The organism is Staphylococcus sp. FSL H8-0121, assembly GCF_038008425.1.
Taxonomy (GTDB): domain Bacteria; phylum Bacillota; class Bacilli; order Staphylococcales; family Staphylococcaceae; genus Staphylococcus; species Staphylococcus pasteuri.
Window position 1 is genome coordinate 69,460 of record NZ_JBBOZB010000002.1, and the last position, 23,337, is coordinate 92,796.

General features: G+C 35.1%; 14 protein-coding genes, 6 tRNA genes, 3 rRNA genes and 1 pseudogene. 7 read left to right on the forward strand and 17 right to left on the reverse strand.

Translation table 11 applies throughout. The features are described 5' to 3' along the window. Positions 1-25 precede the first annotated feature (25 nt). Positions 26-679 carry an NAD(P)-binding oxidoreductase gene (locus tag LFT63_RS05745; protein ID WP_029056163.1) on the reverse strand — a complete coding sequence of 218 codons (654 nt, stop codon included), beginning with the start codon at positions 677-679 and terminating at the stop codon, positions 26-28. Between the two features lie 143 nt (positions 680-822). On the opposite strand from LFT63_RS05745, the gene LFT63_RS05750 reads away from it, so the two are divergent. Next, positions 823-1,146: an ArsR/SmtB family transcription factor gene (locus tag LFT63_RS05750; protein WP_029056162.1), complete on the forward strand. Its 324-nt coding sequence runs from the start codon at positions 823-825 to the stop codon at positions 1,144-1,146. Between the two features lies 1 nt (position 1,147). Continuing rightward, complete coding sequence (czrB, locus tag LFT63_RS05755; protein ID WP_029056161.1) at positions 1,148-2,098, forward strand: CDF family zinc efflux transporter CzrB; 951 nt, start codon at positions 1,148-1,150, stop codon at positions 2,096-2,098. Between the two features lie 56 nt (positions 2,099-2,154). On the opposite strand, the gene LFT63_RS05760 is transcribed toward czrB, so the two are convergent. Beyond that, positions 2,155-2,886 (reverse strand): metallophosphoesterase family protein, encoded by a 732-nt coding sequence (locus LFT63_RS05760; protein WP_029056160.1) that lies wholly within the window; start codon positions 2,884-2,886, stop codon positions 2,155-2,157. A gap of 132 nt (positions 2,887-3,018) precedes the next feature. Between LFT63_RS05760 and LFT63_RS05765 the strand changes: the two genes are divergently transcribed. Beyond that, positions 3,019-4,206, forward strand: coding sequence for a lytic transglycosylase (locus LFT63_RS05765; protein WP_029056159.1), 1,188 nt, complete (start codon positions 3,019-3,021; stop codon positions 4,204-4,206). 76 nt (positions 4,207-4,282) lie between these two features. Here LFT63_RS05765 and LFT63_RS05770 read toward each other — a convergent pair whose 3' ends face one another. Both LFT63_RS05770 and glmS read right to left on the reverse strand, forming a co-directional pair. Further along, on the reverse strand, positions 4,283-5,140 hold the full coding sequence (locus LFT63_RS05770) for an HAD family hydrolase (RefSeq protein WP_340768273.1): 858 nt from the start codon (positions 5,138-5,140) through the stop codon (positions 4,283-4,285). A 179-nt stretch (positions 5,141-5,319) separates the two neighbouring features. Beyond that, complete coding sequence (glmS, locus tag LFT63_RS05775; RefSeq protein ID WP_029056158.1) at positions 5,320-7,125, reverse strand: glutamine--fructose-6-phosphate transaminase (isomerizing); 1,806 nt, start codon at positions 7,123-7,125, stop codon at positions 5,320-5,322. A gap of 686 nt (positions 7,126-7,811) precedes the next feature. Here glmS and LFT63_RS05780 point away from each other — a divergent pair. From LFT63_RS05780 to LFT63_RS05795, 4 genes are read left to right on the forward strand one after another with little or no spacing between them, the layout of a single operon-like run. Next, complete coding sequence (locus tag LFT63_RS05780; RefSeq protein WP_029056157.1) at positions 7,812-9,383, forward strand: PTS mannitol transporter subunit IICB; 1,572 nt, start codon at positions 7,812-7,814, stop codon at positions 9,381-9,383. A 34-nt stretch (positions 9,384-9,417) separates the two neighbouring features. Next, positions 9,418-11,445, forward strand: a complete 2,028-nt coding sequence (locus LFT63_RS05785) for a BglG family transcription antiterminator (RefSeq protein WP_340768277.1) — start codon at positions 9,418-9,420, stop codon at positions 11,443-11,445. Between the two features lie 13 nt (positions 11,446-11,458). Further along, positions 11,459-11,893 (forward strand): PTS sugar transporter subunit IIA, encoded by a 435-nt coding sequence (locus tag LFT63_RS05790; protein WP_017636994.1) that lies wholly within the window; start codon positions 11,459-11,461, stop codon positions 11,891-11,893. Continuing rightward, on the forward strand, positions 11,893-13,005 hold the full coding sequence (locus LFT63_RS05795; RefSeq protein ID WP_017636993.1) for a mannitol-1-phosphate 5-dehydrogenase: 1,113 nt from the start codon (positions 11,893-11,895) through the stop codon (positions 13,003-13,005). Before LFT63_RS05790 ends, LFT63_RS05795 begins: the two co-directional genes overlap by 1 nt. A gap of 104 nt (positions 13,006-13,109) precedes the next feature. Here the strand turns inward: LFT63_RS05795 and glmM are convergent, their stop codons facing one another. From glmM to LFT63_RS05860, 13 genes and pseudogenes are all read right to left on the reverse strand, one after another. Beyond that, positions 13,110-14,465, reverse strand: coding sequence for a phosphoglucosamine mutase (gene glmM, locus LFT63_RS05800; protein ID WP_017636992.1), 1,356 nt, complete (start codon positions 14,463-14,465; stop codon positions 13,110-13,112). A 27-nt stretch (positions 14,466-14,492) separates the two neighbouring features. Beyond that, positions 14,493-15,425, reverse strand: coding sequence for a CdaR family protein (locus tag LFT63_RS05805; protein ID WP_029056155.1), 933 nt, complete (start codon positions 15,423-15,425; stop codon positions 14,493-14,495). Between the two features lies 1 nt (position 15,426). After that, positions 15,427-16,233 carry a diadenylate cyclase CdaA gene (gene cdaA / locus LFT63_RS05810; RefSeq protein WP_026083467.1) on the reverse strand — a complete coding sequence of 269 codons (807 nt, stop codon included), beginning with the start codon at positions 16,231-16,233 and terminating at the stop codon, positions 15,427-15,429. A gap of 127 nt (positions 16,234-16,360) precedes the next feature. Then, positions 16,361-17,267 (reverse strand): annotated as a pseudogene (gene rocF, locus LFT63_RS05815) (arginase). 97 nt (positions 17,268-17,364) lie between these two features. After that, positions 17,365-17,437 (reverse strand) — tRNA-Lys (locus tag LFT63_RS05820). Positions 17,438-17,440: 3 nt separating this feature from the next. Next, positions 17,441-17,515 (reverse strand) — tRNA-Gln (locus tag LFT63_RS05825). Between the two features lie 6 nt (positions 17,516-17,521). Continuing rightward, positions 17,522-17,605: transfer RNA gene (locus LFT63_RS05830), tRNA-Tyr, on the reverse strand. 25 nt (positions 17,606-17,630) lie between these two features. Continuing rightward, positions 17,631-17,706 (reverse strand) — tRNA-Val (locus LFT63_RS05835). Between the two features lie 7 nt (positions 17,707-17,713). Then, positions 17,714-17,785 (reverse strand) — tRNA-Glu (locus LFT63_RS05840). A gap of 1 nt (position 17,786) precedes the next feature. Next, a tRNA-Asn gene (locus LFT63_RS05845) sits at positions 17,787-17,861 on the reverse strand. A 14-nt stretch (positions 17,862-17,875) separates the two neighbouring features. Beyond that, a 5S ribosomal RNA gene (rrf, locus tag LFT63_RS05850) occupies positions 17,876-17,990 on the reverse strand. Between the two features lie 69 nt (positions 17,991-18,059). Continuing rightward, positions 18,060-20,981: ribosomal RNA gene (locus tag LFT63_RS05855) — 23S ribosomal RNA — on the reverse strand. Positions 20,982-21,362: 381 nt separating this feature from the next. Further along, positions 21,363-22,915, reverse strand: a 16S ribosomal RNA gene (locus LFT63_RS05860). The 16S, 23S and 5S rRNA genes sit together here with 6 tRNA genes alongside, the layout of an rRNA operon. Between the last annotated feature and the right edge of the window lie 422 nt (positions 22,916-23,337).

The window sequence follows — 23,337 nt, forward strand, 5'->3', positions numbered from 1 at the left end:
TTTTATAATTTGAACTTATAATTAATTATTCATATGCTTTTAGAGCATCTTCAATTGTTGATTCTCCAGATAAAATTTGGAATTCTTGATTACTGAATTTATCTGAAGTTACAACATATTTTAGAACTCGTGCAACATCTTCACGTGGAATTGTGCTATAACTATCGAAATATAAATCCGCTTTAATTTTTCCAGTACCTGCATCATCTTTGAGACCACCTGGATGTACAATTGTATAATTTAAATCTGAATGTCTTAAATAATCATCAGCATAATGTTTTGCAATAGTATATGGTTTTAAATCCCCGCTTGCGTCAAACGCTTCTCTTCTTGAATCATAAGTTGAGACCATAACATAATGTTTGATACCTGCTTTTTCACTTGCTTTGATTGTTTTAACAGCACCATCTAAATCTACATAAAAAGTTTTGTCTGCACCTGTACTTCCACCTGAACCAACAGAGAAAATCACTTTATCAAATGATTGGAATTTGTTTGTTAAGTCTTCGATACTATCATTTTCAACATCAATATTTAGAGCTTTAATGTCATTATTTTCTAATTCTGACACTTGCTCATCTTTTCTAACACCGGCAGTAAAGTCAACATTATCTTCTTTTAATTGATTTACTAATTTAGAACCTACGCCACCGTTAGCACCAATTACTAATATACTCATTCCAACGTCCTCCTTTTTATTTCTTGTAATAACTCATTTACCACTTAAATATCCAATTAAACTTCCATTATATTATTGACCTTAATTTCAAACCATTGTATATTAATATATGAACAAGTATTCATATATTAAGAGGTGTTCGTATGACTGAAAGTAAACTTGAAACATCCCATCATCAAACATTAGAAAGAGTTACTGATATTTTCAAAGCTTTAAGTGATATAAATCGTATTAGAATCATGGAATTGTTAGCAACTGGTGAATCTAGTGTAGGGCATATTTCACACACATTAGACCTATCACAATCTAATGTTTCACATCAACTTAAATTATTAAAATCAGTCAACCTAGTTAAATCTAAACGACAAGGTCAAAGTATGATTTATTCTTTAGATGATCAACATGTCTCTACCCTATTAAAGCAAGCTATTCATCATGCGAGTCATCCAATAGAAGGTGAAAAATAATATGACAACACAACATCATCATGATCATTCTCATGGTCATGTACACACAAATAATAAAAAAGTTCTATTTATCTCGTTTCTTATTATCGGACTATTTATGTTAGTAGAAATCATTGGTGGTTTTTTAGCTAATAGTCTTGCATTACTGTCCGATGGTTTTCATATGTTTAGTGACTCTTTATCACTTTTTGTAGCGTTAATCGCATTTATCTATGCAGAAAAACATGCAACTACATCTAAGACTTATGGCTATAAACGTTTTGAAGTATTAGCAGCACTTTTTAATGGCGTGACGTTGTTTGTCATTAGTATTTTAATAGTAATAGAAGCAATCAAACGATTTTTCGCACCACCTGAAGTACAATCGAAAGAAATGTTTATTATTAGTTTAATTGGTTTAATCGTTAATGTTGCAGTTGCAATTTTAATGTTTAAAAGCGGTGACACGTCACATAACCTTAATATGAGAGGCGCTTTTTTACATGTACTTGGTGACTTATTTGGCTCTATCGGTGCGATTGTAGCAGCCATTTTGATTTGGACATTAGGTTGGACTATCGCTGACCCTATCGCTAGTATTTTAGTGTCCGTCATTATTTTAAAAAGTGCATATGGTATAGCTAAATCTTCAATCAACATTTTAATGGAAGGAACACCTAGCGATGTTGATTTAGATGCAATTATACAGTCGCTAACAAATCATAGCGTTATCCAAAGTGTGCATGATTATCATGTTTGGACTATTTCTAATGATTTAAATGCCTTAAGTTGTCATGCAGTTGTTGCTGATACGTTAACTATCAAAGAAGGAGAACTACTACTTAAGCAAATTGAACATGACTTATTGCATTTAAACATCCAACATATGACGATTCAACTTGAAACAGCAAATCATGATCACGATGACGCGACATTATGTTCAGGCATTCATGGACAAGAACATCATCATTAAATAAAAAAATTGCCTCTCCAAGCTTTAAATTAACTTGTGGAGAGGCAACTTCTATTTTATATAAATTTATCAAATATAAAATCTCTAGCAGGTACTTGTTTAGCTTCAAATCCCTCTAAAAATTCTTCATTATCAAATGCAACTTTAACTCTTTCAATTGAAATATCAGTTTCTGTAATAGTAACAATACCATAAACAGCATTTGAACCGTTATTTAATCCAACAGAACCTGGATTAAAATACATTTTATTTTTATCGTCAAACATATGCAATCTGTGATTATGACCAAAAATAATTAAATCTGCATCTTTATCTGCAAATAATTGTGTCATTTCTTGTTCATCATCTTTGACTATAGGACTAAAAGGTACTTTATCTATAGGAGAAGATAATTTATCATTTTCAATCTCATAGTGTATAAATAACACTTTTTTACCGCAAATTTCTTTTTCGATAAATCGAGGTAATTGATTTAATTCTTCATAATATTCTTCATCTAAATGGCTAGCAATCCATTGATGATGTTCGTAAAACTTATCTTTTAAATCTTCCGGATAAGGAGTGCCGTTTACAACCGACATAATAGCTTCATCATGATTACCTGCAATCATTTCCATATCATCGCGATCGAAAATATGGTCTAATACTTTGTTTGTTTCATGTCCGATTCCGATATTATCTCCAAGATTATAAATTTTTTCAATATCTTCTCTACTATCAATATCATCTAATACAGTTTCTAATGCATCAAAGTTACCATGTACATCAGTTATAATTGCAAATTTCATGATGATATCTCCTTTCATATTAAATTCATTAGAATATTTTAACACTTAATACCCTATTATGTTAGATATTAATTTGAAAAAGTCCAAATTTTTGATATTGTATTTATATTAACGAAAAGGAGTGCTTAAAATTTGTTTAAATATTATAACTTAGCATTTAAGAATGCTAAACCCCAGAATCTTAAAGCAATATTATTTACATTAATAAGCTTTATCGTCATTTTCTTAGTCGGTAGAGTTGCAATGGCTATGATTGGCCAACAAATGATGCAATTACAAATGATGATGCAATTCGGTCAACCAGCAGGACCATTACTTATTCCAATTATTGGTGTAGCTGTATTAGTCATCTTATTATTTATATTTTTAGGTTATCAGTTATTAACTGGTGCTATAAATGTTATTTCTAGAGCTATCAGAAAAGATAAAGTTAAATTCTCTGATTTATTTATCGCCTTTAAAAAAGGTCACTATGCTAAAAGTTTATTACTAGCATTAATTACAATAGTATTGTTTATTATCATTGGATTAATTAATTATTACTTAAGAAAGTTACTATTATTAGCTATGTCCCCATTGAACAATTTAATTATGTCCAACATTGATTTAAATGATCATCAAGGACTGGCCGTAACGTACCAAATTGTTTTTAGTTTAATAATTAGCTTTATTCTTTCTATATTTAGCTGGCTATTCTTAATTTTCATTATTAATTATACAGCTGCTTATGTTGAAAATCCTAAGCAATCAGCAATGACTAGTTTCAAAAATGGATTTAAAGCTATTAAAAACGGACATAAAACATGGTTAAAATTCTTTATAAGTGTTTTATTAATCTTATTAGTATTAAACTTCATCACAAACCTAATTACAGCTTTAATGCTTTTATATTCAAATAGTATTTCACAATCGGTTGCTCAAATAATATTAATCATTATAAATATCATTGTAATTTTAGTAACTTTATTTATCTACTATGCTTTACTTATGGGTATCGTTCAATACTTTATTCGCCGTGGCGAAAAAGTTACAACTAACTCTAAAAAGAATAAAGCTAATAAAGCAGTTGCAAATAAAGACACAAATAATAAAACTACAAAAACACAAGATTTACAAGATACAACTAAAGATAAAGTTGATCAACATTCATCTGATTTAAAAGATAACGCAAAATCTACTACTCAAGATTCTAAAAAAGAATTAAACGATAAAGCTACTCAACACAAAGATGATTTATCAAATTCTACAACATCTCATAAAGATAATTTAGAAGAAACAGCTAAAGATACAATTGATAAAAATAATCCTAATAATAAATAATTAATAATAAAGGTCGAAGTACAAATATTTAAAATTGTACTTCGACCTTTTTATTATATCTATTTCAATCAATATCTTAACTTGGAAAATGTTTTTTTAAGTATTTGGCTGCGCCATCTTCTTCATTAGTATATTCAGTTACATCGTCTGTTAATGATTGAATTTCTGTACGAGCATTTTTCATTGCAACTGTATAATGTCCAAATTCAAACATAGCTCTATCGTTATCACTGTCACCTATCACAAGTGTTTCTTCTTGTTTAATATTAAAGTATTCAATCATTTCTTTGATACCTGTACCTTTATCAGTATTATAAGCCATTGTTTCAGCGTTATAACGTGAAGAGTTAGATACACTAATATTTAGTAATACTTTATTTTGTTGAAGTTCATCACGAAAACGACTAATTTTATCTAAGTTTGTATTAAATAGATATATTTTTGAATAATCCTTTTCAGGAAATTGATCTACCCATTGAATTTTATCTTTTATGGCTTCTCGTCTTGATGCCCATTCGCTTTGTCCTACATTATTAGGAGGCGTTTCACTGCCACTCACCATTTCACTCATCCAAGATTGATCTTCTTTTAATACTAGGCGTTGTTCACCAAATGGGAATACTTCATAATAAATGTGATGTTGTTGTGCTAATTTCACAATTTGATTCACAGAATCTAAAGACATACTATGCTTAAATATATTTTTATCATTGACTTCACCAGTTGTACCGTTGGAACTTATAATACCATCAACTAAAAAACCTTCTGGTACTAGTTGATGAATTTCAGAATATGAACGCCCAGTCGCTAAGAATACTTTGAATTCATTATCTCTTAGTGAATTAATGACGTCTCTAGTATATTCAGATGCTCTATTATCTTCATGTAAAATTGTACCATCCATATCTAAAAATATCGCTTTTATGTTGTCCATATAATCCTCCAATATGTTAAGTTCTATATTACTTAAAATTTTGTCACTTATTTAAGAAAAGTGCAATAAAAATAATCCCTTTTTAGTCAACTCATAACTAAAAGGGATTATCCTTATATCAACATGTTAAAGTTTCTTAATACCAAAATTATGGTATTCATCACTTTTAATTTTTAAATTTATTCAACTGTAACTGATTTTGCTAAGTTACGTGGTTTATCAACATCAAGATCTCTGTGTAGCGCTGCATAATAAGAAATTAATTGTAGTGCTACTACTGAAACTAATGGTGTTAATAATTCATGAACATGAGGAATGACGTACGTATCTCCCTCTTTTTCTAAACCTTCCATTGAGATAATACAAGTACTAGCACCACGTGCAGCAACTTCTTTAACATTACCACGAATAGATAAGTTTACATTGTCTTGAGTAGCTAAAGCAATAACTGGTGTACGATCTTCAATTAATGCAATCGTACCATGTTTTAATTCACCGCCAGCAAATCCTTCAGCTTGAATATATGAAATCTCTTTAAGTTTTAATGCACCTTCTTGACTGACATTATAATCAATAGTACGACCAATAAAGAATGCATTATGTGTTGTCTCAAGGAAATCAGTAGCAATTTGTTCCATTACAGGTGCATCGTCTACGATAGATTCGATTGCAGTAGTAACTTTCGCTAATTCTCTTAATAAATCAATGTCTGCTTCACGACCATGTGTTTTAGCAACTATTTGAGCTAAAATAGATAATACAGCAATTTGTGCTGTATATGCTTTAGTAGAAGCTACAGCAATTTCTGGACCTGCATGTAATAATAATGTGTGATCCGCTTCACGTGATAATGTTGAACCAGATACGTTAGTTATTGTTAGCGCTTTATGACCTAATTTTTTAGTTTCAACCAATACGGCACGACTATCTGCAGTTTCACCAGATTGTGAAATATAAATGAATAATGGTTTTTCAGATAATAAAGGCATGTTATAAACAAATTCAGAAGCTACGTGTACTTCTGTTGGTACACCTGCCCATTTTTCTAAGAATTCTTTACCAACTAAACCAGCATGATAGCTAGTACCAGCAGCGATAATATAGATACGATCAGCTTGTGCAACATCATCTACTATGTCTTTATCAATTTTTAGATTACCTTCGTCATCTTGATATTCTTGAATAATTCGACGCATAACAGCTGGTTGTTCGTGAATCTCTTTTAACATGTAGTGATCGTAAACACCTTTTTCAGCATCTGATGCATCAATTTCAGCAGTATAAGCGTCACGTTCTTGAACTTGACCGTTAATATCCTTGATAATAACTTCATCACGTTTAACGATAACAATTTCATGGTCATGAATTTCTTTATATTGATTAGTTACTTGTAACATAGCTAATGCATCTGATGCAATGACATTAAAACCATCACCAACACCGATTAAAAGTGGTGATTTATTCTTAGCTACATACATAGTATCTTTATCTTCTTCATCTAATAAACCTAAAGCGTATGAACCATGTAATAATGAAACAACTTTAGTAAATGCATCTTCTGTTTCAAAACCTTGTTTAGAGAAGTATTCAATTAATTGAACGATAACTTCTGTATCTGTTTCAGAAACAAATTTAACATCATTTAAATATTCATTTCTTAATTCTTCATAGTTTTCAATTACACCATTATGTACTAGTGTAAAACGACCAGTAGTTGATTGATGTGGATGTGAGTTTTCATAGTTAGGTACACCATGTGTTGCCCAACGAGTGTGACCGATTCCAACAGTGCCATCAATATCACTACTATCCGCTACTTTGCGTAATTCTGCAATACGACCTTTTTCTTTAAATACTTTAGTGCCTTCGTCGTTTGCTACAGCAACACCAGCTGAATCATAACCTCTATATTCTAATTTTTCTAAACCTTTTAATAATAATTCTTTGGCATTATCATAGCCAATATATCCTACTATTCCGCACATATTTACTTTTCCTCCAGTTATTGAAATAACGTTAGTAGCAATGATTTATTACTTATAATTTAGTTTAGTAATCTACTATCATTAGCGTTCATATTTGTAGTAACTTTTATCTTAGTTTAACCACACTTGAAAATAAGCGTGATAAATTATCACACTTAAACTTCTAACGTTTTTCATTTTATATAATATTAATTGGCGATCTTATTAACTTTGTCCAATAGGTTACCCTACTGTTTTACTTAATAAGCTAACGAATGAGCCACATCCGGGATAGCATCCGCCGATCTATTCGATCACTATCCTCCTCGTCTACAAGTTATAAATGTACGCTATAGAAATTTATACAAATAGATTTAATTTCTAATCCTCACATGTCATTAATAGCTTGCACAGGCGCTTTGTAATATTGTTTTACTATCCTCCCTTCCATTAGAACCTATTGTACAATGTAGTTTGTCTTAATTGCAAATATTTTCACAAGGTTTTTGTAAAAAATATGTACTACCATTTCCATTTAAAATTCATTGTAATAAAGCTTTTAATTTACATTATCTTTACCTATATATTATAGAATGATTGTTGTCATGATTATTATGACAAATTTGAATTTTGTTCTTGTTGTAGTAATTGTCTACTTAGATTTACAATAAATATAGTCAAATACTAATTAAAAAAGAGGTGTAGATATGGCTCAGAAACAAGAAAACAAAGGTTTTGGCCGTAAAGTTCAAGCATTCGGTTCTTTTCTTAGTAGTATGATCATGCCAAACATTGGCGCGTTCATCGCTTGGGGATTTATCGCTGCTATATTTATAGACAATGGATGGATGCCTAATAAAGATTTATCTCAATTAGCTGATCCTATGATTAAATTTTTAATCCCATTATTAATCGCATTTAGTGGTGGACGTTTAATCCACGGATTACGTGGTGGTATCATTGCTGCTACATCAACTATGGGGGTTATCGTAGCATTACCTGACACACCAATGTTACTTGGTGCAATGATTATGGGACCATTAGTTGGTTGGTTAATGAAAAAAACTGACGAATTTGTTCAACCTAGAACACCACAAGGTTTCGAGATGTTATTCAATAACTTCTCTGCTGGTATCCTAGGTTTCATCATGACAATTTTAAGTTTTGAAATTTTAGCTCCAATCATGAAATTCATAATGCATATATTATCAGTTGCAGTTGAGGCTTTAGTTCATGCTCATTTACTTCCAATCGTAAGTATTTTAGTTGAACCAGCTAAAATTGTATTCTTAAATAACGCTATCAACCATGGTGTATTCACACCACTTGGTGCTGACCAAGCTGCTACAGCAGGTCAATCAATACTTTATACAATTGAATCAAACCCTGGACCTGGTTTTGGTATTTTACTTGCATATATGTTCTTTGGTAAAGGAACTGCAAAAGCTACTTCTTACGGTGCAGGAATCATCCACTTCTTAGGTGGAATTCATGAAATTTATTTCCCTTACGTATTAATGAGACCAATGTTATTTATCTCAGTTATTTTAGGTGGTATGACTGGCGTTGCTACTTATCAAGCAACTGGATTTGGATTTAGAAGTCCAGCGTCACCAGGATCATTTATCACTTATTGTATTAACGCACCTAAAGGTGAATTCCTTCATATGTTATTAGGTGTAGTATTAGCGACATTAGTTTCTTTCGCTGTTTCAGCAATCATTCTTAAGTTCACTAAAGAACCTAAACAAGATTTAGAAGCTGCTACTGCTCAAATGGAAGCAACTAAAGGTAAAAAATCAAGTGTGTCTTCAAAATTAACTAATAAAGATAATAATGACTCATCAGCTAAAGCTACTACTGCTGGTGCTGCAACAGGTGCTGGCGCTGCAGGTGCTGCTACTTCAACAGAACAATCTGATGATGAAGATAATGCTGATCAATTATTAGATAATTATAATACTGAAGATGTTGATGCCCACGATTACAGTAATGTTGACCATGTTATCTTTGCATGTGATGCGGGTATGGGTTCTAGTGCAATGGGTGCTAGTATGTTACGTAATAAATTCAAAAAAGCTGGCATCTCAGATGTAAATGTTACAAACACAGCAATTAACCAATTACCAAGTGATGCTCAATTAGTTATCACTCAAAAAACATTAACTGACCGTGCAATTAAACAAGTACCAAATGCAATTCACATTTCAGTTGATAACTTCTTAAACTCACCAAGATATGAAGAATTACTAAATAACCTTAAAAAAGAAGAACAATAATTTTTAAATATTAATATTAATGGAGGATACCGCCATGTTATTGAGTACACGTGAAAAAGAGATTATAGAACTTTTAATCAAGTATCACGGACAATATGTCACTATATATGACATTGCTCAACAACTGGCAGTGTCCTCTCGTACTATTCATAGAGAATTAAAGCACGTTGAATCATATATAGATACCTTTTCAATTCAACTTGACCGAGTTAACAAAAAAGGTATTCGTTTAAATGGGGATCAACAAGCTATTCAAAGCTTAAAATATGAAATGACGCAACAACAAACTATAGACTTATCAGTTGAAGAACAAAAGGTTATTATTTTATATGCTCTTATTCAATCTAAACATGCCGTTAAACAGTATAGTCTTGCTCAAGAAATCAGCGTTTCTATACAATCATTAGCGAAATTATTAGATGAATTAGAACATGATTTAGAATCATATCAATTATCCTTAACACGAAAACGTGGCGAAGGCGTTATGTTAAATGGTACTGAATCTAAAAAAAGAGAGTTCTTAAGTCAGCTAATGGTAAATAATTTAAATAGTACAAGTGTTTATTCAGTTATTGAAAATCATTTTGTCTACCAATCATTACATCAATCTCAACAATCACTTGTGGATTTAGACCGAATTTTTAAAGTTGAGAGAATTCTAATGGATTATTTAGGAGAGCTCCCCTATTCATTAACAGAATCTAGCTATCTCACGTTAACCGTTCATATTGTACTAAGTATTACTCGGATGCAAAACAATGAATATGTTTCACTTAATGAAGATATTTATCAATCAGTAAAACATACATTTGAACATGAAGTAGCTAGTGAAATTGCTAAACGTCTAGAAGATTTATATGATGTCCAATTCAACCAAGCTGAAGTCACATTTATTACCATTCACTTGCGGGGTTCAAAACGTAAAGATACTAAAGATACTTTATTTGAAGATAAGAAAAATGAGCAAAAAATAAAATCTTTCGTGCAAACCGTAGAAGAGATTTCGGGTCAATACTTTGATGAAAAAACTACTCTAATTAATGGATTATCATTGCATATTAATCCAGCAATTAATCGTTTAGAATCAAATATTGAAACATATAATCCTTTGACCGATATGATTAAGTACAAATATCCAAGACTATTTGATAATGTGAGCAAAGCATTGCATGTTGTTTGGCCAGAGTTAATCTTTCCTGATAGCGAGATTGCTTTTATTGTCCTTCATTTTGGAGGATCAATTAAAAACCAAGGACATCAATTTTTAAATATTTTAGTCGTCTGTAGTAGTGGCATAGGTACAAGCCGTCTATTAGCAACTAGACTTGAACAAGTGTTTAGTGAAATTGAACGAATTACACAGGCTTCTGTAAGTGATCTAAACGTGCTTGATTTATCTCAATACGATGGTATTATATCCACCGTAAATTTGGATATAGATAGACCATTTTTAACAGTTAATCCTTTACTCCCTGATTCTGACATAGGATATGTCGCTTCATTTTTAAATACTAAAGAAGCACACCATATGAATCACAATGAAGGAAAAGAATTAATTAATTATTCACCTGAAGATGTTATGGAAACAATACGTCAAGGTTTAAAGTTAGTTGATTCCGTGAAAATAGAATATAAATCAGTAGATAATTGGAATCAATATTTATCTGATTACCTAGTAAGTCATCGTATTATTGATGATGGTCAGTCATTCGCTGAATTATTACAACATCGGTTGGAGGAAAATCCTAATTGGATACTAAGCCCCTACCCTATAGCTATTCCTCATATGAGAGATTCAATGTTTAAAGAACCATGTATCCTCATAACTATTTTGGAGGAACCAATAAAGATGAGTAATATTCAAAATGACAATGACTACATTAATTATATGTTAAGTATGTTTATTCCAGATAATGCAATCATGGTAGATCTTGTTAGTACAATTTCCGAAACACTAAGCAACCATTTGGAAAACTTAGATGATTTTATGAAAAATCCACATGACTTTAAAATTATACTGGAAAAGCAATTTTTAAAACGAATTAAAAAACAATTAATTTAGGAGTGTATTTATAATGAGCGAATTATTCAGTAATGAAAACATTTTTATTAACGTATCAGTAGCAAGCCAAAACGATGCAATCGAGAAAGCAGGACAAGCTCTAGTTGATAGCGGAGCTGTAACTGAAAATTATATTCAAGCAATGAAAGATCGTGAAGATGTTGTTTCAACATTTATGGGTAACGGTTTAGCAATTCCTCACGGTACTGAAGAAGCTAAAGGAAATGTTATTCAATCAGGCTTAAGTTTATTACAAATTCCTGAAGGTGTTGATTGGAATGGCGAAGAAGTTAAAGTTGTCGTTGGTATCGCTGGTAAAGACGGAGAACACTTAGACTTATTATCTAAAATTGCGATTACTTTCAGTGAAGAAGAAAATGTAGAACGTATTATCAACGCTAAATCAGCTGACGAAATTAAACAAGTCTTTGAGGAGGCTGATGCATAATGAAAGCAGTACATTTTGGTGCCGGTAATATTGGTCGTGGATTTATTGGATATATTTTAGCTGATAATAATATTAAAGTTACATTTGCAGATGTAAATGATGAAATTATTAATGCATTACAAACGGAACATGAATACGATGTTATTTTAGCAGATGAAGCTAAAACAACTACAAGGGTAAACAATGTTGATGCGATTAATTCTGCTAAACCTTCAGACGAATTGAAACAAGCTATTTTAGAAGCTGATTTAATCACAACTGCTGTTGGTGTTAACATTTTACCTATTATTGCAAAATCATTTGCGCCTTATTTAAAAGAAAAAGAAAACCATGTTAATATCGTTGCTTGTGAAAATGCTATTATGGCTACAGATACACTTAAAAAAGCTATTTTAGATATTACTGGTCCTTTAGGCGACAATATTCATTTTGCAAACTCTGCAGTTGATAGAATTGTTCCATTACAAAAAAATGAAAATATTTTAGATGTTATGGTAGAACCTTTCTATGAATGGGTTGTTGAAAAAGATGCTTGGTATGGTGAAGAATTAGACCATATTAAATATGTTGATGATTTAACTCCTTATATTGAAAGAAAATTATTAACTGTTAATACAGGACATGCTTTCTTAGCATATGCTGGTTATAACGATAATAAAGCAACTGTATTAGATGCAGTTCAAGATAGCACTATCGAAGCTGGTTTAAGACGTGTACTAGCTGAAACAAGTGATTATATCACACGTGAATTTGATTTTTCTAAATCAGAACAATCTCAATATGTAGAAAAAATTATTGAACGTTTCAATAACTCTTATCTATCTGATGAAGTAACACGTGTTGGTCGCGGAACTCTACGTAAAATTGGTCCTAAAGATCGTATTATTAAACCATTAAATTATTTATATGAACATAATTTAGAAAGAGATGGCTTAGTTAAAGCAGCTGCCCTACTTTTAAAATATGATGATAAAGCTGACCAAGAAACTGTTGAAAAGAATAATTATATTCAAGAACATGGTGTAAAATCATTCTTACAAACGTATGCTAAAGTTGAAGGACCATTAGCAGAAGAAATTGAAAAAGAATATAATGAACTTATTTCAAAATAATATTTGTTGAATCAAAAATGGACCAGATGTAAGCTTCTGGTCCATTTTTATTATATATATTTAAAGAACGTGCCTTTTCATTTATGGCACGTTCTTTATTTGAATTATTTATCTAAACCCATTTTGTCTTCTACGACATCAGCAATTTGTTGGGCATATCTTTTTGCATCTTCATCTGTTGAAGCTTCAACCATTACTCTTACTAATGGCTCTGTTCCAGAAGGACGTACTAAAATTCTACCTTCTCCATTCATTTCAACTTCAACTTTAGTCATTACTTCTTTAACATCAATATTTTCTTCAACGCGATATTTATCTGTTACTCTTACATTTATTAATGATTGAGGATATGTTTTCATTTGTGAAGCTAACTCACTTAATGATTTACCTGACATTTTGATGATAGCTGCTAATTGTACACCAGTTAATAAGCCATCACCTGTTGTATTATAATCCATTAATACGATATGACCTGATTGCTCACCACCAAGATTATAATTTCCTCTTCTCATTTCTTCTACAACGTAACGGTCTCCAACTTTAGTTTTATTAGATTGAATGCCTTCATTTTCTAAAGCTTTATAAAAACCTAAATTACTCATTACAGTTGAAACTATCATATTATTATTTAATTCTTGGTTTTTATGCATTTCTTGACCAATAATAAACATAATTTGGTCTCCATCAACGATTTTACCATTTTCATCAACAGCAATAATTCTATCTCCATCTCCGTCAAATGCTAAACCAAAGTCACTTCCAGTTTCAAGAACTTTTTTTGCAAGAGCTTCAGGATGTGTAGAACCACAATTTTCATTAATGTTGTATCCATCTGGACTACAACCCACTGTTTCAGTATCAGCTTCTAAATCGCCGAATAAAAATGGTGCTAAAGAAGATGTAGAACCATTTGCACCATCTAAAACAATTTTCATACCTTCTAAATTAACATCTACAGTAGATTTTAAATAACTTAAATATTTTTGTGCACCTTCAAAGTAATCTGAATAATGAACGATTTCTGTACCAGTTGGTCTTGGTAAACTTGGATTTTCTTGATCAAGTAATTCTTCGATTTCATTTTCTTGATCATCTGATAATTTGAAACCATCAGAACCAAAGAATTTAATACCATTATCTGCAACTGGATTATGTGATGCAGAAATCATTACACCTAATTCTGCGTCCATTTCTCTCGTTAAATATGCTACACCTGGCGTTGAAATAATACCCAATCGCATGACTTCAGCTCCAATAGATATAAGTCCTGCAATGAGTGCTGATTCTAACATTTCTCCTGAAACTCTTGTATCTCTACCAACAAGGACTCTAGGGTGATTTTCCCCTTTATTATGTGCTAATACATAACCACCATATCTACCTAGCTTAAACGCTAGTTCAGGTGTTAATTCTTCATTTGCTACACCTCTGACACCGTCAGTACCAAAATATTTTCCCATGTTTTACTCTCCTTTTATTTCTTTCAATTATTTAACTGTGATATAAGCTTTTGTTTCTTCAGGGTTAACCCTACTTACACTTTTAGGTAAATCAAATTTTACAGTTTTCTCAGTGGACTCTGAAATATCATCTAAGTCTATTTCAGCTGTAATATTATTTATACCCTGTATATCTTCTCTACTACCATAAATTTCAACTTCATCGTCATTTAATTTAACATTATCTACCTTTTTATTGTCTTTTAATTTTCCAGTCGTCTTTGTGTTAACTTTAACCTTTTTACTATAAGGTTTAACAGACACTTTCAAATCAACTTCATCTGGGTTAATAGAAACATTCATTTTATTTAAATCTTTGTCATAAGCATTTACTGTAGCAATATCTTTAGTATCTTTACTTATTTTACTAGAATTTTTGAATGTTGCTTTTAAGTAAGCAATTTGTTTTAATTGTTCTTCTCCACCAGTTACTTTAACTGTTTCAGGTGAAATTTTTTGATTATCAATTTGGTAACCATCTGCAATATCACTTTGACTTACATCAGGCTCTACATGCATTGTTTTAGTTATTTTCTTTTCTAATGTGATGTTGGCTGATTTAGGTTTAACATTATAATTAATGCTATTATTTAAACCTTTAACTTGAAATTTCTTTTGATATTTACCAGCTTTTTCACCTGATAAATCTACAACAACTTTTAAATCATCGGGATCTTCAATTTTTATTAACTTTGATTGTGGACCAGAAATATTTACATCTACTGTGTCTGGTACATGTGTAGCGTGTAAATCTTTATGGTTATATATCGCTTCTACTGGAACATCTTGTATTGTTTTTGTTGATTTCTGTGATATATCATCAGAGTTAAAGATATTCCCAAATACATTATTCACTGATAAGAAGAAAAATATAGCTAATATCAGTGCAACGAATCTTAATCCCCATTTACTTTCTAACATATTAATTCACACCTTTCTTTTGAAAGTGTGTGCCAAACCAATGTTCAGATAATAGCTCTTCAAACACTTCATTTGAAATATCTCTTCTTAACTTACCATCAAAAGTAACTGAAATATCACCAGTTTCTTCTGACACAATAACTGTAAAAGCATCAGATACTTCTGAAATACCTACAGCTGCTCTATGTCTTGTACCTAAACTTTTAGATATTTTAACACTATCTGATAATGGTAAATAACTTGCTGCTGCTGCTATTTTAGTTCCTTGAATTATCATTGCACCATCATGTAATGGTGTATTAGGTATAAACACATTGGTTAATAATTCTTGAGAAATTTTAGAATCCATAGGAATACCTGTTTCAATATAATCTTGAAGACCAGTTTCCTTTTCAAAAACTATAAGTGCTCCAATACGACGTTTAGCCATATATTGAACCGCTTTTGATACAGATTGAATTAATTTCTCTTCATCTTTAGTATAGGCGTTGGTATAACGTTTTAAGAAACTACCTCTACCTAATTGTTCCAAAGCCCTTCGAATTTCTGGTTGGAATATTACAATTAATGCCAATACTCCCCATTGAATCACAATGTCAAACAATTTTGAAGTTGCAGTCAAATTTAGTATTTTACTGATTTGTTGACCGATTACTATTACAACAATACCTTTTAATAATTGTATTGCTTTTGTACCTTTAAAAACTGTAATCAGTAAATAAAGAACATACCACACAATCAATAAATCGAGGACACTAGTTATGACTTTTAAAGTACTAAAATTTTGAAAAAAATTGGAAAAATCCATAACATCTCCTCCGATAACATTTTCCATATTATTCATTATATCAATCATTAGAACACGTGTCATATGAACACTAATAAAAATGAAAAAAACTTGCATGTCGATTAACATGCAAGTTACATAAATTAAATTATAGTAGTGTTTCTCCAAAAAATGTACCAAGTAATGAAACAGCTTGTTCCGCTGTATTGTTATGTAAATCAATTAATGGGTTAACTTCAACTAAATCCATAGATGTAATCATTTTGCTTTCATGAAGTAATTCAAGCGCAAAATGACTTTCTCTATAACTTAAACCACCTAACACTCTTGTACCGGTTCCTGGTGTTTCTGTAGGGTCTAATGCATCAACATCTAAAGATAAATGTAATCCATCGACATTTCTATCTTTTAAATATTGTACAGACTCATTTATTACAGACTCAATACCTAACTTATCAACATCAGCCATTGTATAAGTTTTAATATTTTGTTCTTTAATATAATGACGTTCCCCTTTATCTAAATCTCGCATACCAATAAGAACAACATTTTCAGGTTTTAGTTTAGGTTGAAAATCATTTAAATTCACAAGTTCACTTGGCCCTTCTCCAAGTAATATTCTTAATGGCATACCATGTATATTACCAGATGGAGATTCATCAGGAATATTTAAATCACCATGTGCATCATACCAAATTACCCCTAAATTAGAGTAGTGTTTACTTATTCCAGAAATAGAGCCTACTGCAATAGAATGATCGCCACCTATCACTAGAGGAAAACTATTATTGGATATAGTTTGATCAACTTTATCACTTAAAGTGTTTGAAACTTGAACAATTTCATCATAGTTTCTTAATCCTTCTTGCTCAGAGTTGAATTTTTTTTAAATCTATTGTCGGTACATCAATATTACCTCTATCACTAACATTTAGACCAATATTTTCTAATCTATCTTGTAAACCAGCATACCTTATTGCATCTGGACCAAGATTGACTCCTAATTTTCTTTGACCAAATGTTGAAGGTACCCCAATAATATCTATATTTTTCATCTTATTCTCTACCTCTTTTAAGTATTAGTTATAGAATAATGTATTCGTTTACATAAAACAATAAAAAAAACATCTTTCCTAAGAAAGATGTTTTGAGTGAGCCATAGAGGATTCGAACCTCTGACCCTCTGATTAAAAGTCAGATGCTCTACCAACTGAGCTAATGGCTCTTATGGCTGGGCTAGCTGGATTCGAACCAGCGCGTGACGGAGTCAAAGTCCGTTGCCTTACCGCTTGGCTATAGCCCATTAAGATGGTGGAGGGGGGCAGATTCGAACTGCCGAACCCGAAGGAGCGGATTTACAGTCCGCCGCGTTTAGCCACTTCGCTACCCCTCCGACATATTTATTTAAACAAAATAAATGGTGGAGAATGACGGGTTCGAACCGCCGACCCTCTGCTTGTAAGGCAGATGCTCTCCCAGCTGAGCTAATTCTCCATTAAAATGACTCCTACGGGACTCGAACCCGTGTTACCGCCGTGAAAGGGCGGTGTCTTAACCGCTTGACCAAGGAGCCATGGCTCCACAGGTAGGACTCGAACCTACGACCGATCGGTTAACAGCCGATAGCTCTACCACTGAGCTACTGTGGAATAATTATATATTTGCCTGGCAACGTCCTACTCTAGCGGAACGTTAGTCCGACTACCATCGGCGCTAAGGAGCTTAACTTCTGTGTTCGGCATGGGAACAGGTGTGACCTCCTTGCCATTGTCACCAGACAAATGGAATGTATTATACATTCAAAACTAGATAGTAAGTAAAGTGATTTTGCGTCGCAAAACATAAAATTGATTAAGTCTTCGATCGATTAGTATTCGTCAGCTCCACGTGTCACCACGCTTCCACCTCGAACCTATTAACCTCATCATCTTTGAGGGATCTTATAACCGAAGTTGGGAAATCTCATCTTGAGGGGGGCTTCATGCTTAGATGCTTTCAGCACTTATCCCGTCCATACATAGCTACCCAGCTATGCCGTTGGCACGACAACTGGTACACCAGAGGTATGTCCATCCCGGTCCTCTCGTACTAAGGACAGCTCCTCTCAAATTTCCTACGCCCACGACGGATAGGGACCGAACTGTCTCACGACGTTCTGAACCCAGCTCGCGTACCGCTTTAATGGGCGAACAGCCCAACCCTTGGGACCGACTACAGCCCCAGGATGCGATGAGCCGACATCGAGGTGCCAAACCTCCCCGTCGATGTGAACTCTTGGGGGAGATAAGCCTGTTATCCCCGGGGTAGCTTTTATCCGTTGAGCGATGGCCCTTCCATGCGGAACCACCGGATCACTAAGTCCGTCTTTCGACCCTGCTCGACTTGTAAGTCTCGCAGTCAAGCTCCCTTATGCCTTTACACTCTATGAATGATTTCCAACCATTCTGAGGGAACCTTTGAGCGCCTCCGTTACCTTTTAGGAGGCGACCGCCCCAGTCAAACTGCCCACCTGACACTGTCTCCCACCACGATAAGTGGTGCGGGTTAGAAAGCCAACACAGCTAGGGTAGTATCCCACCAATGCCTCCACGTAAGCTAGCGCTCACGTTTCAAAGGCTCCTACCTATCCTGTACAAGCTGTGCCGAATTTCAATATCAGGCTACAGTAAAGCTCCACGGGGTCTTTCCGTCCTGTCGCGGGTAACCTGCATCTTCACAGGTACTATGATTTCACCGAGTCTCTCGTTGAGACAGTGCCCAAATCGTTACGCCTTTCGTGCGGGTCGGAACTTACCCGACAAGGAATTTCGCTACCTTAGGACCGTTATAGTTACGGCCGCCGTTTACTGGGGCTTCGATTCGTAGCTTCGCAGAAGCTAACTACTCCTCTTAACCTTCCAGCACCGGGCAGGCGTCAGCCCCTATACATCACCTTACGGTTTAGCAGAGACCTGTGTTTTTGATAAACAGTCGCTTGGGCCTATTCACTGCGGCTCTTCTGGGCGTTAACCCTAAAGAGCACCCCTTCTCCCGAAGTTACGGGGTCATTTTGCCGAGTTCCTTAACGAGAGTTCGCTCGCTCACCTTAGAATTCTCATCTTGACTACCTGTGTCGGTTTGCGGTACGGGCACCTGTTATCTATCTAGAGGCTTTTCTTGGCAGTGTGAAATCAACGACTCGAGGAAACAATTTCCTCTCCCCATCACAGCTTGACCTTATGAGTGCCGGATTTGCCTAACACTCAGTCTTACTGCTTGGACGTGCAATCCAATAGCACGCTTCGCCTATCCTACTGCGTCCCCCCATCGATTAAAACGATACTAGGTGGTACAGGAATATCAACCTGTTATCCATCGCCTACGCCTGTCGGCCTCAGCTTAGGACCCGACTAACCCAGAGCGGACGAGCCTTCCTCTGGAAACCTTAGTCAATCGGTGGACGGGATTCTCACCCGTCTTTCGCTACTCACACCGGCATTCTCACTTCTAAGCGCTCCACATGTCCTTGCGATCATGCTTCAACGCCCTTAGAACGCTCTCCTACCATTGTCCTACGGACAATCCACAGCTTCGGTAATATGTTTAGCCCCGGTACATTTTCGGCGCAGTGTCACTCGACTAGTGAGCTATTACGCACTCTTTAAATGATGGCTGCTTCTAAGCCAACATCCTAGTTGTCTGGGCAACGCCACATCCTTTTCCACTTAACATATATTTTGGGACCTTAGCTGGTGGTCTGGGCTGTTTCCCTTTCGAACACGGACCTTATCACCCATGTTCTGACTCCCAAGTTAAATTGATTGGCATTCGGAGTTTGTCTGAATTCGGTAACCCGAGAAGGGCCCCTCGTCCAAACAGTGCTCTACCTCCAATAATCATCACTTGAGGCTAGCCCTAAAGCTATTTCGGAGAGAACCAGCTATCTCCAGGTTCGATTGGAATTTCTCCGCTACCCTCAGTTCATCCGCTCACTTTTCAACGTAAGTCGGTTCGGTCCTCCATTCAGTGTTACCTGAACTTCAACCTGACCAAGGGTAGATCACCTGGTTTCGGGTCTACGACCAAATACTCAACGCCCTATTCAGACTCGCTTTCGCTACGGCTCCACATTCACTGCTTAACCTTGCATCAAATCGTAACTCGCCGGTTCATTCTACAAAAGGCACGCCATCACCCATTAACGGGCTCTGACTACTTGTAAGCACACGGTTTCAAGTTCTCTTTCACTCCCCTTCCGGGGTACTTTTCACCTTTCCCTCACGGTACTGGTTCACTATCGGTCACTAGAGAGTATTTAGCCTTAGGAGATGGTCCTCCCAGATTCCGACGGAATTTCACGTGCTCCGTCGTACTCAGGATCCACTCAAGAGAGTATATATTTTCGACTACAGGATTATTACCTTCTTTGATTCAACTTTCCAGATGATTCGTCTAATATATACTTTTGTAACTCCGTATAGAGTGTCCTACAACCCCAACAAGCAAGCTTGTTGGTTTGGGCTCTTCCCGTTTCGCTCGCCGCTACTCAGGGAATCGATTTTTCTTTCTCTTCCTCCGGGTACTAAGATGTTTCAGTTCTCCGGGTCTGCCTTCTGATATGCTATGTATTCACATATCGATAACATGACATAACTCATGTTGGGTTTCCCCATTCGGAAATCTCTGGATCAACGCTTACTTACAGCTCCCCAAAGCATATCGTCGTTAGTAACGTCCTTCTTCGGCTTCTAGTGCCAAGGCATCCACCGTGCGCCCTTAATAACTTAATCTATGTTTCCATCCTACAGGAAACGCGTTATTAATCTTGTGAGTGTTCTTTCGAACACTAGCGATTATTTCTTATGAATTCAAGCTTTAAAACTCTAATTCACTCGGTTTTGCTTGGTAAAATCTATATTTTACTTACTTATCTAGTTTTCAATGTACAATATCCTATTTTCAGTCAAGCGTTTGCATTCGGCTTTGTTTTCATCATTTTAAATACTCATTTACAAAAGTAAACTCCGTTTTAAAATGACTCAACGCATTGTCTGCGAATCGCTTTCTTTGAAAAAGGCTGATTTGAATGTTGTATAAACATTCAAAACTGAATACAATATGTCAATGTTATTCCTTCATCTTCTACGAAGATGTTCCGAATATATCCTTAGAAAGGAGGTGATCCAGCCGCACCTTCCGATACGGCTACCTTGTTACGACTTCACCCCAATCATTTGTCCCACCTTCGACGGCTAGCTCCATAAATGGTTACTCCACCGGCTTCGGGTGTTACAAACTCTCGTGGTGTGACGGGCGGTGTGTACAAGACCCGGGAACGTATTCACCGTAGCATGCTGATCTACGATTACTAGCGATTCCAGCTTCATGTAGTCGAGTTGCAGACTACAATCCGAACTGAGAACAACTTTATGGGATTTGCTTGACCTCGCGGTTTAGCTGCCCTTTGTATTGTCCATTGTAGCACGTGTGTAGCCCAAATCATAAGGGGCATGATGATTTGACGTCATCCCCACCTTCCTCCGGTTTGTCACCGGCAGTCAACTTAGAGTGCCCAACTTAATGATGGCAACTAAGCTTAAGGGTTGCGCTCGTTGCGGGACTTAACCCAACATCTCACGACACGAGCTGACGACAACCATGCACCACCTGTCACTTTGTCCCCCGAAGGGGAAAACTCTATCTCTAGAGCGGTCAAAGGATGTCAAGATTTGGTAAGGTTCTTCGCGTTGCTTCGAATTAAACCACATGCTCCACCGCTTGTGCGGGTCCCCGTCAATTCCTTTGAGTTTCAACCTTGCGGTCGTACTCCCCAGGCGGAGTGCTTAATGCGTTAGCTGCAGCACTAAGGGGCGGAAACCCCCTAACACTTAGCACTCATCGTTTACGGCGTGGACTACCAGGGTATCTAATCCTGTTTGATCCCCACGCTTTCGCACATCAGCGTCAGTTACAGACCAGAAAGTCGCCTTCGCCACTGGTGTTCCTCCATATCTCTGCGCATTTCACCGCTACACATGGAATTCCACTTTCCTCTTCTGCACTCAAGTTTTCCAGTTTCCAATGACCCTCCACGGTTGAGCCGTGGGCTTTCACATCAGACTTAAAAAACCGCCTACGCGCGCTTTACGCCCAATAATTCCGGATAACGCTTGCCACCTACGTATTACCGCGGCTGCTGGCACGTAGTTAGCCGTGGCTTTCTGATCAGGTACCGTCAAGACGTGCACAGTTACTTACACGTTTGTTCTTCCCTGATAACAGAGTTTTACGATCCGAAGACCTTCATCACTCACGCGGCGTTGCTCCGTCAGGCTTTCGCCCATTGCGGAAGATTCCCTACTGCTGCCTCCCGTAGGAGTCTGGACCGTGTCTCAGTTCCAGTGTGGCCGATCACCCTCTCAGGTCGGCTACGTATCGTTGCCTTGGTAAGCCGTTACCTTACCAACTAGCTAATACGGCGCGGATCCATCTATAAGTGACAGCAAGGCCGTCTTTCACTATTGAACCATGCGGTTCAAAATCTTATCCGGTATTAGCTCCGGTTTCCCGAAGTTATCCCAGTCTTATAGGTAGGTTATCCACGTGTTACTCACCCGTCCGCCGCTAACGTCAAAGGAGCAAGCTCCTTATCTGTTCGCTCGACTTGCATGTATTAGGCACGCCGCCAGCGTTCATCCTGAGCCAGGATCAAACTCTCCATAAAAATTTATGATGTTTGATTAGCTCATAAAACTAAATTAATTGTTGTAACTTTCGTTACATTATTGGAATTAACGTTGACATATTGTCATTCAGTTTTCAATGTTCATTTTGTCGCAATCTCTTACATTGTATTACTTTCAAAATCGAAAGTCAATATTTAATTAAGATTACTTTTATAAGTTTAATTGATTTAATTCATCTTCGCAATAGTAAGTTTTACACTTTTTTAACGAAGTTTTAATAAACTTAATTTGCCGTTTTTGACGACTTTTATATAATATCAACTTTAAGATTTAAAGTCAATAATTAATTTAAATCTTTTTGAATTGCTATATGTGAATTAATAACTCACAAGAAATTATTCTAACAGGATTTTTCTAAAATGCAATAGAAAAAGCGCATAAAATCTTTATTAATTTTATA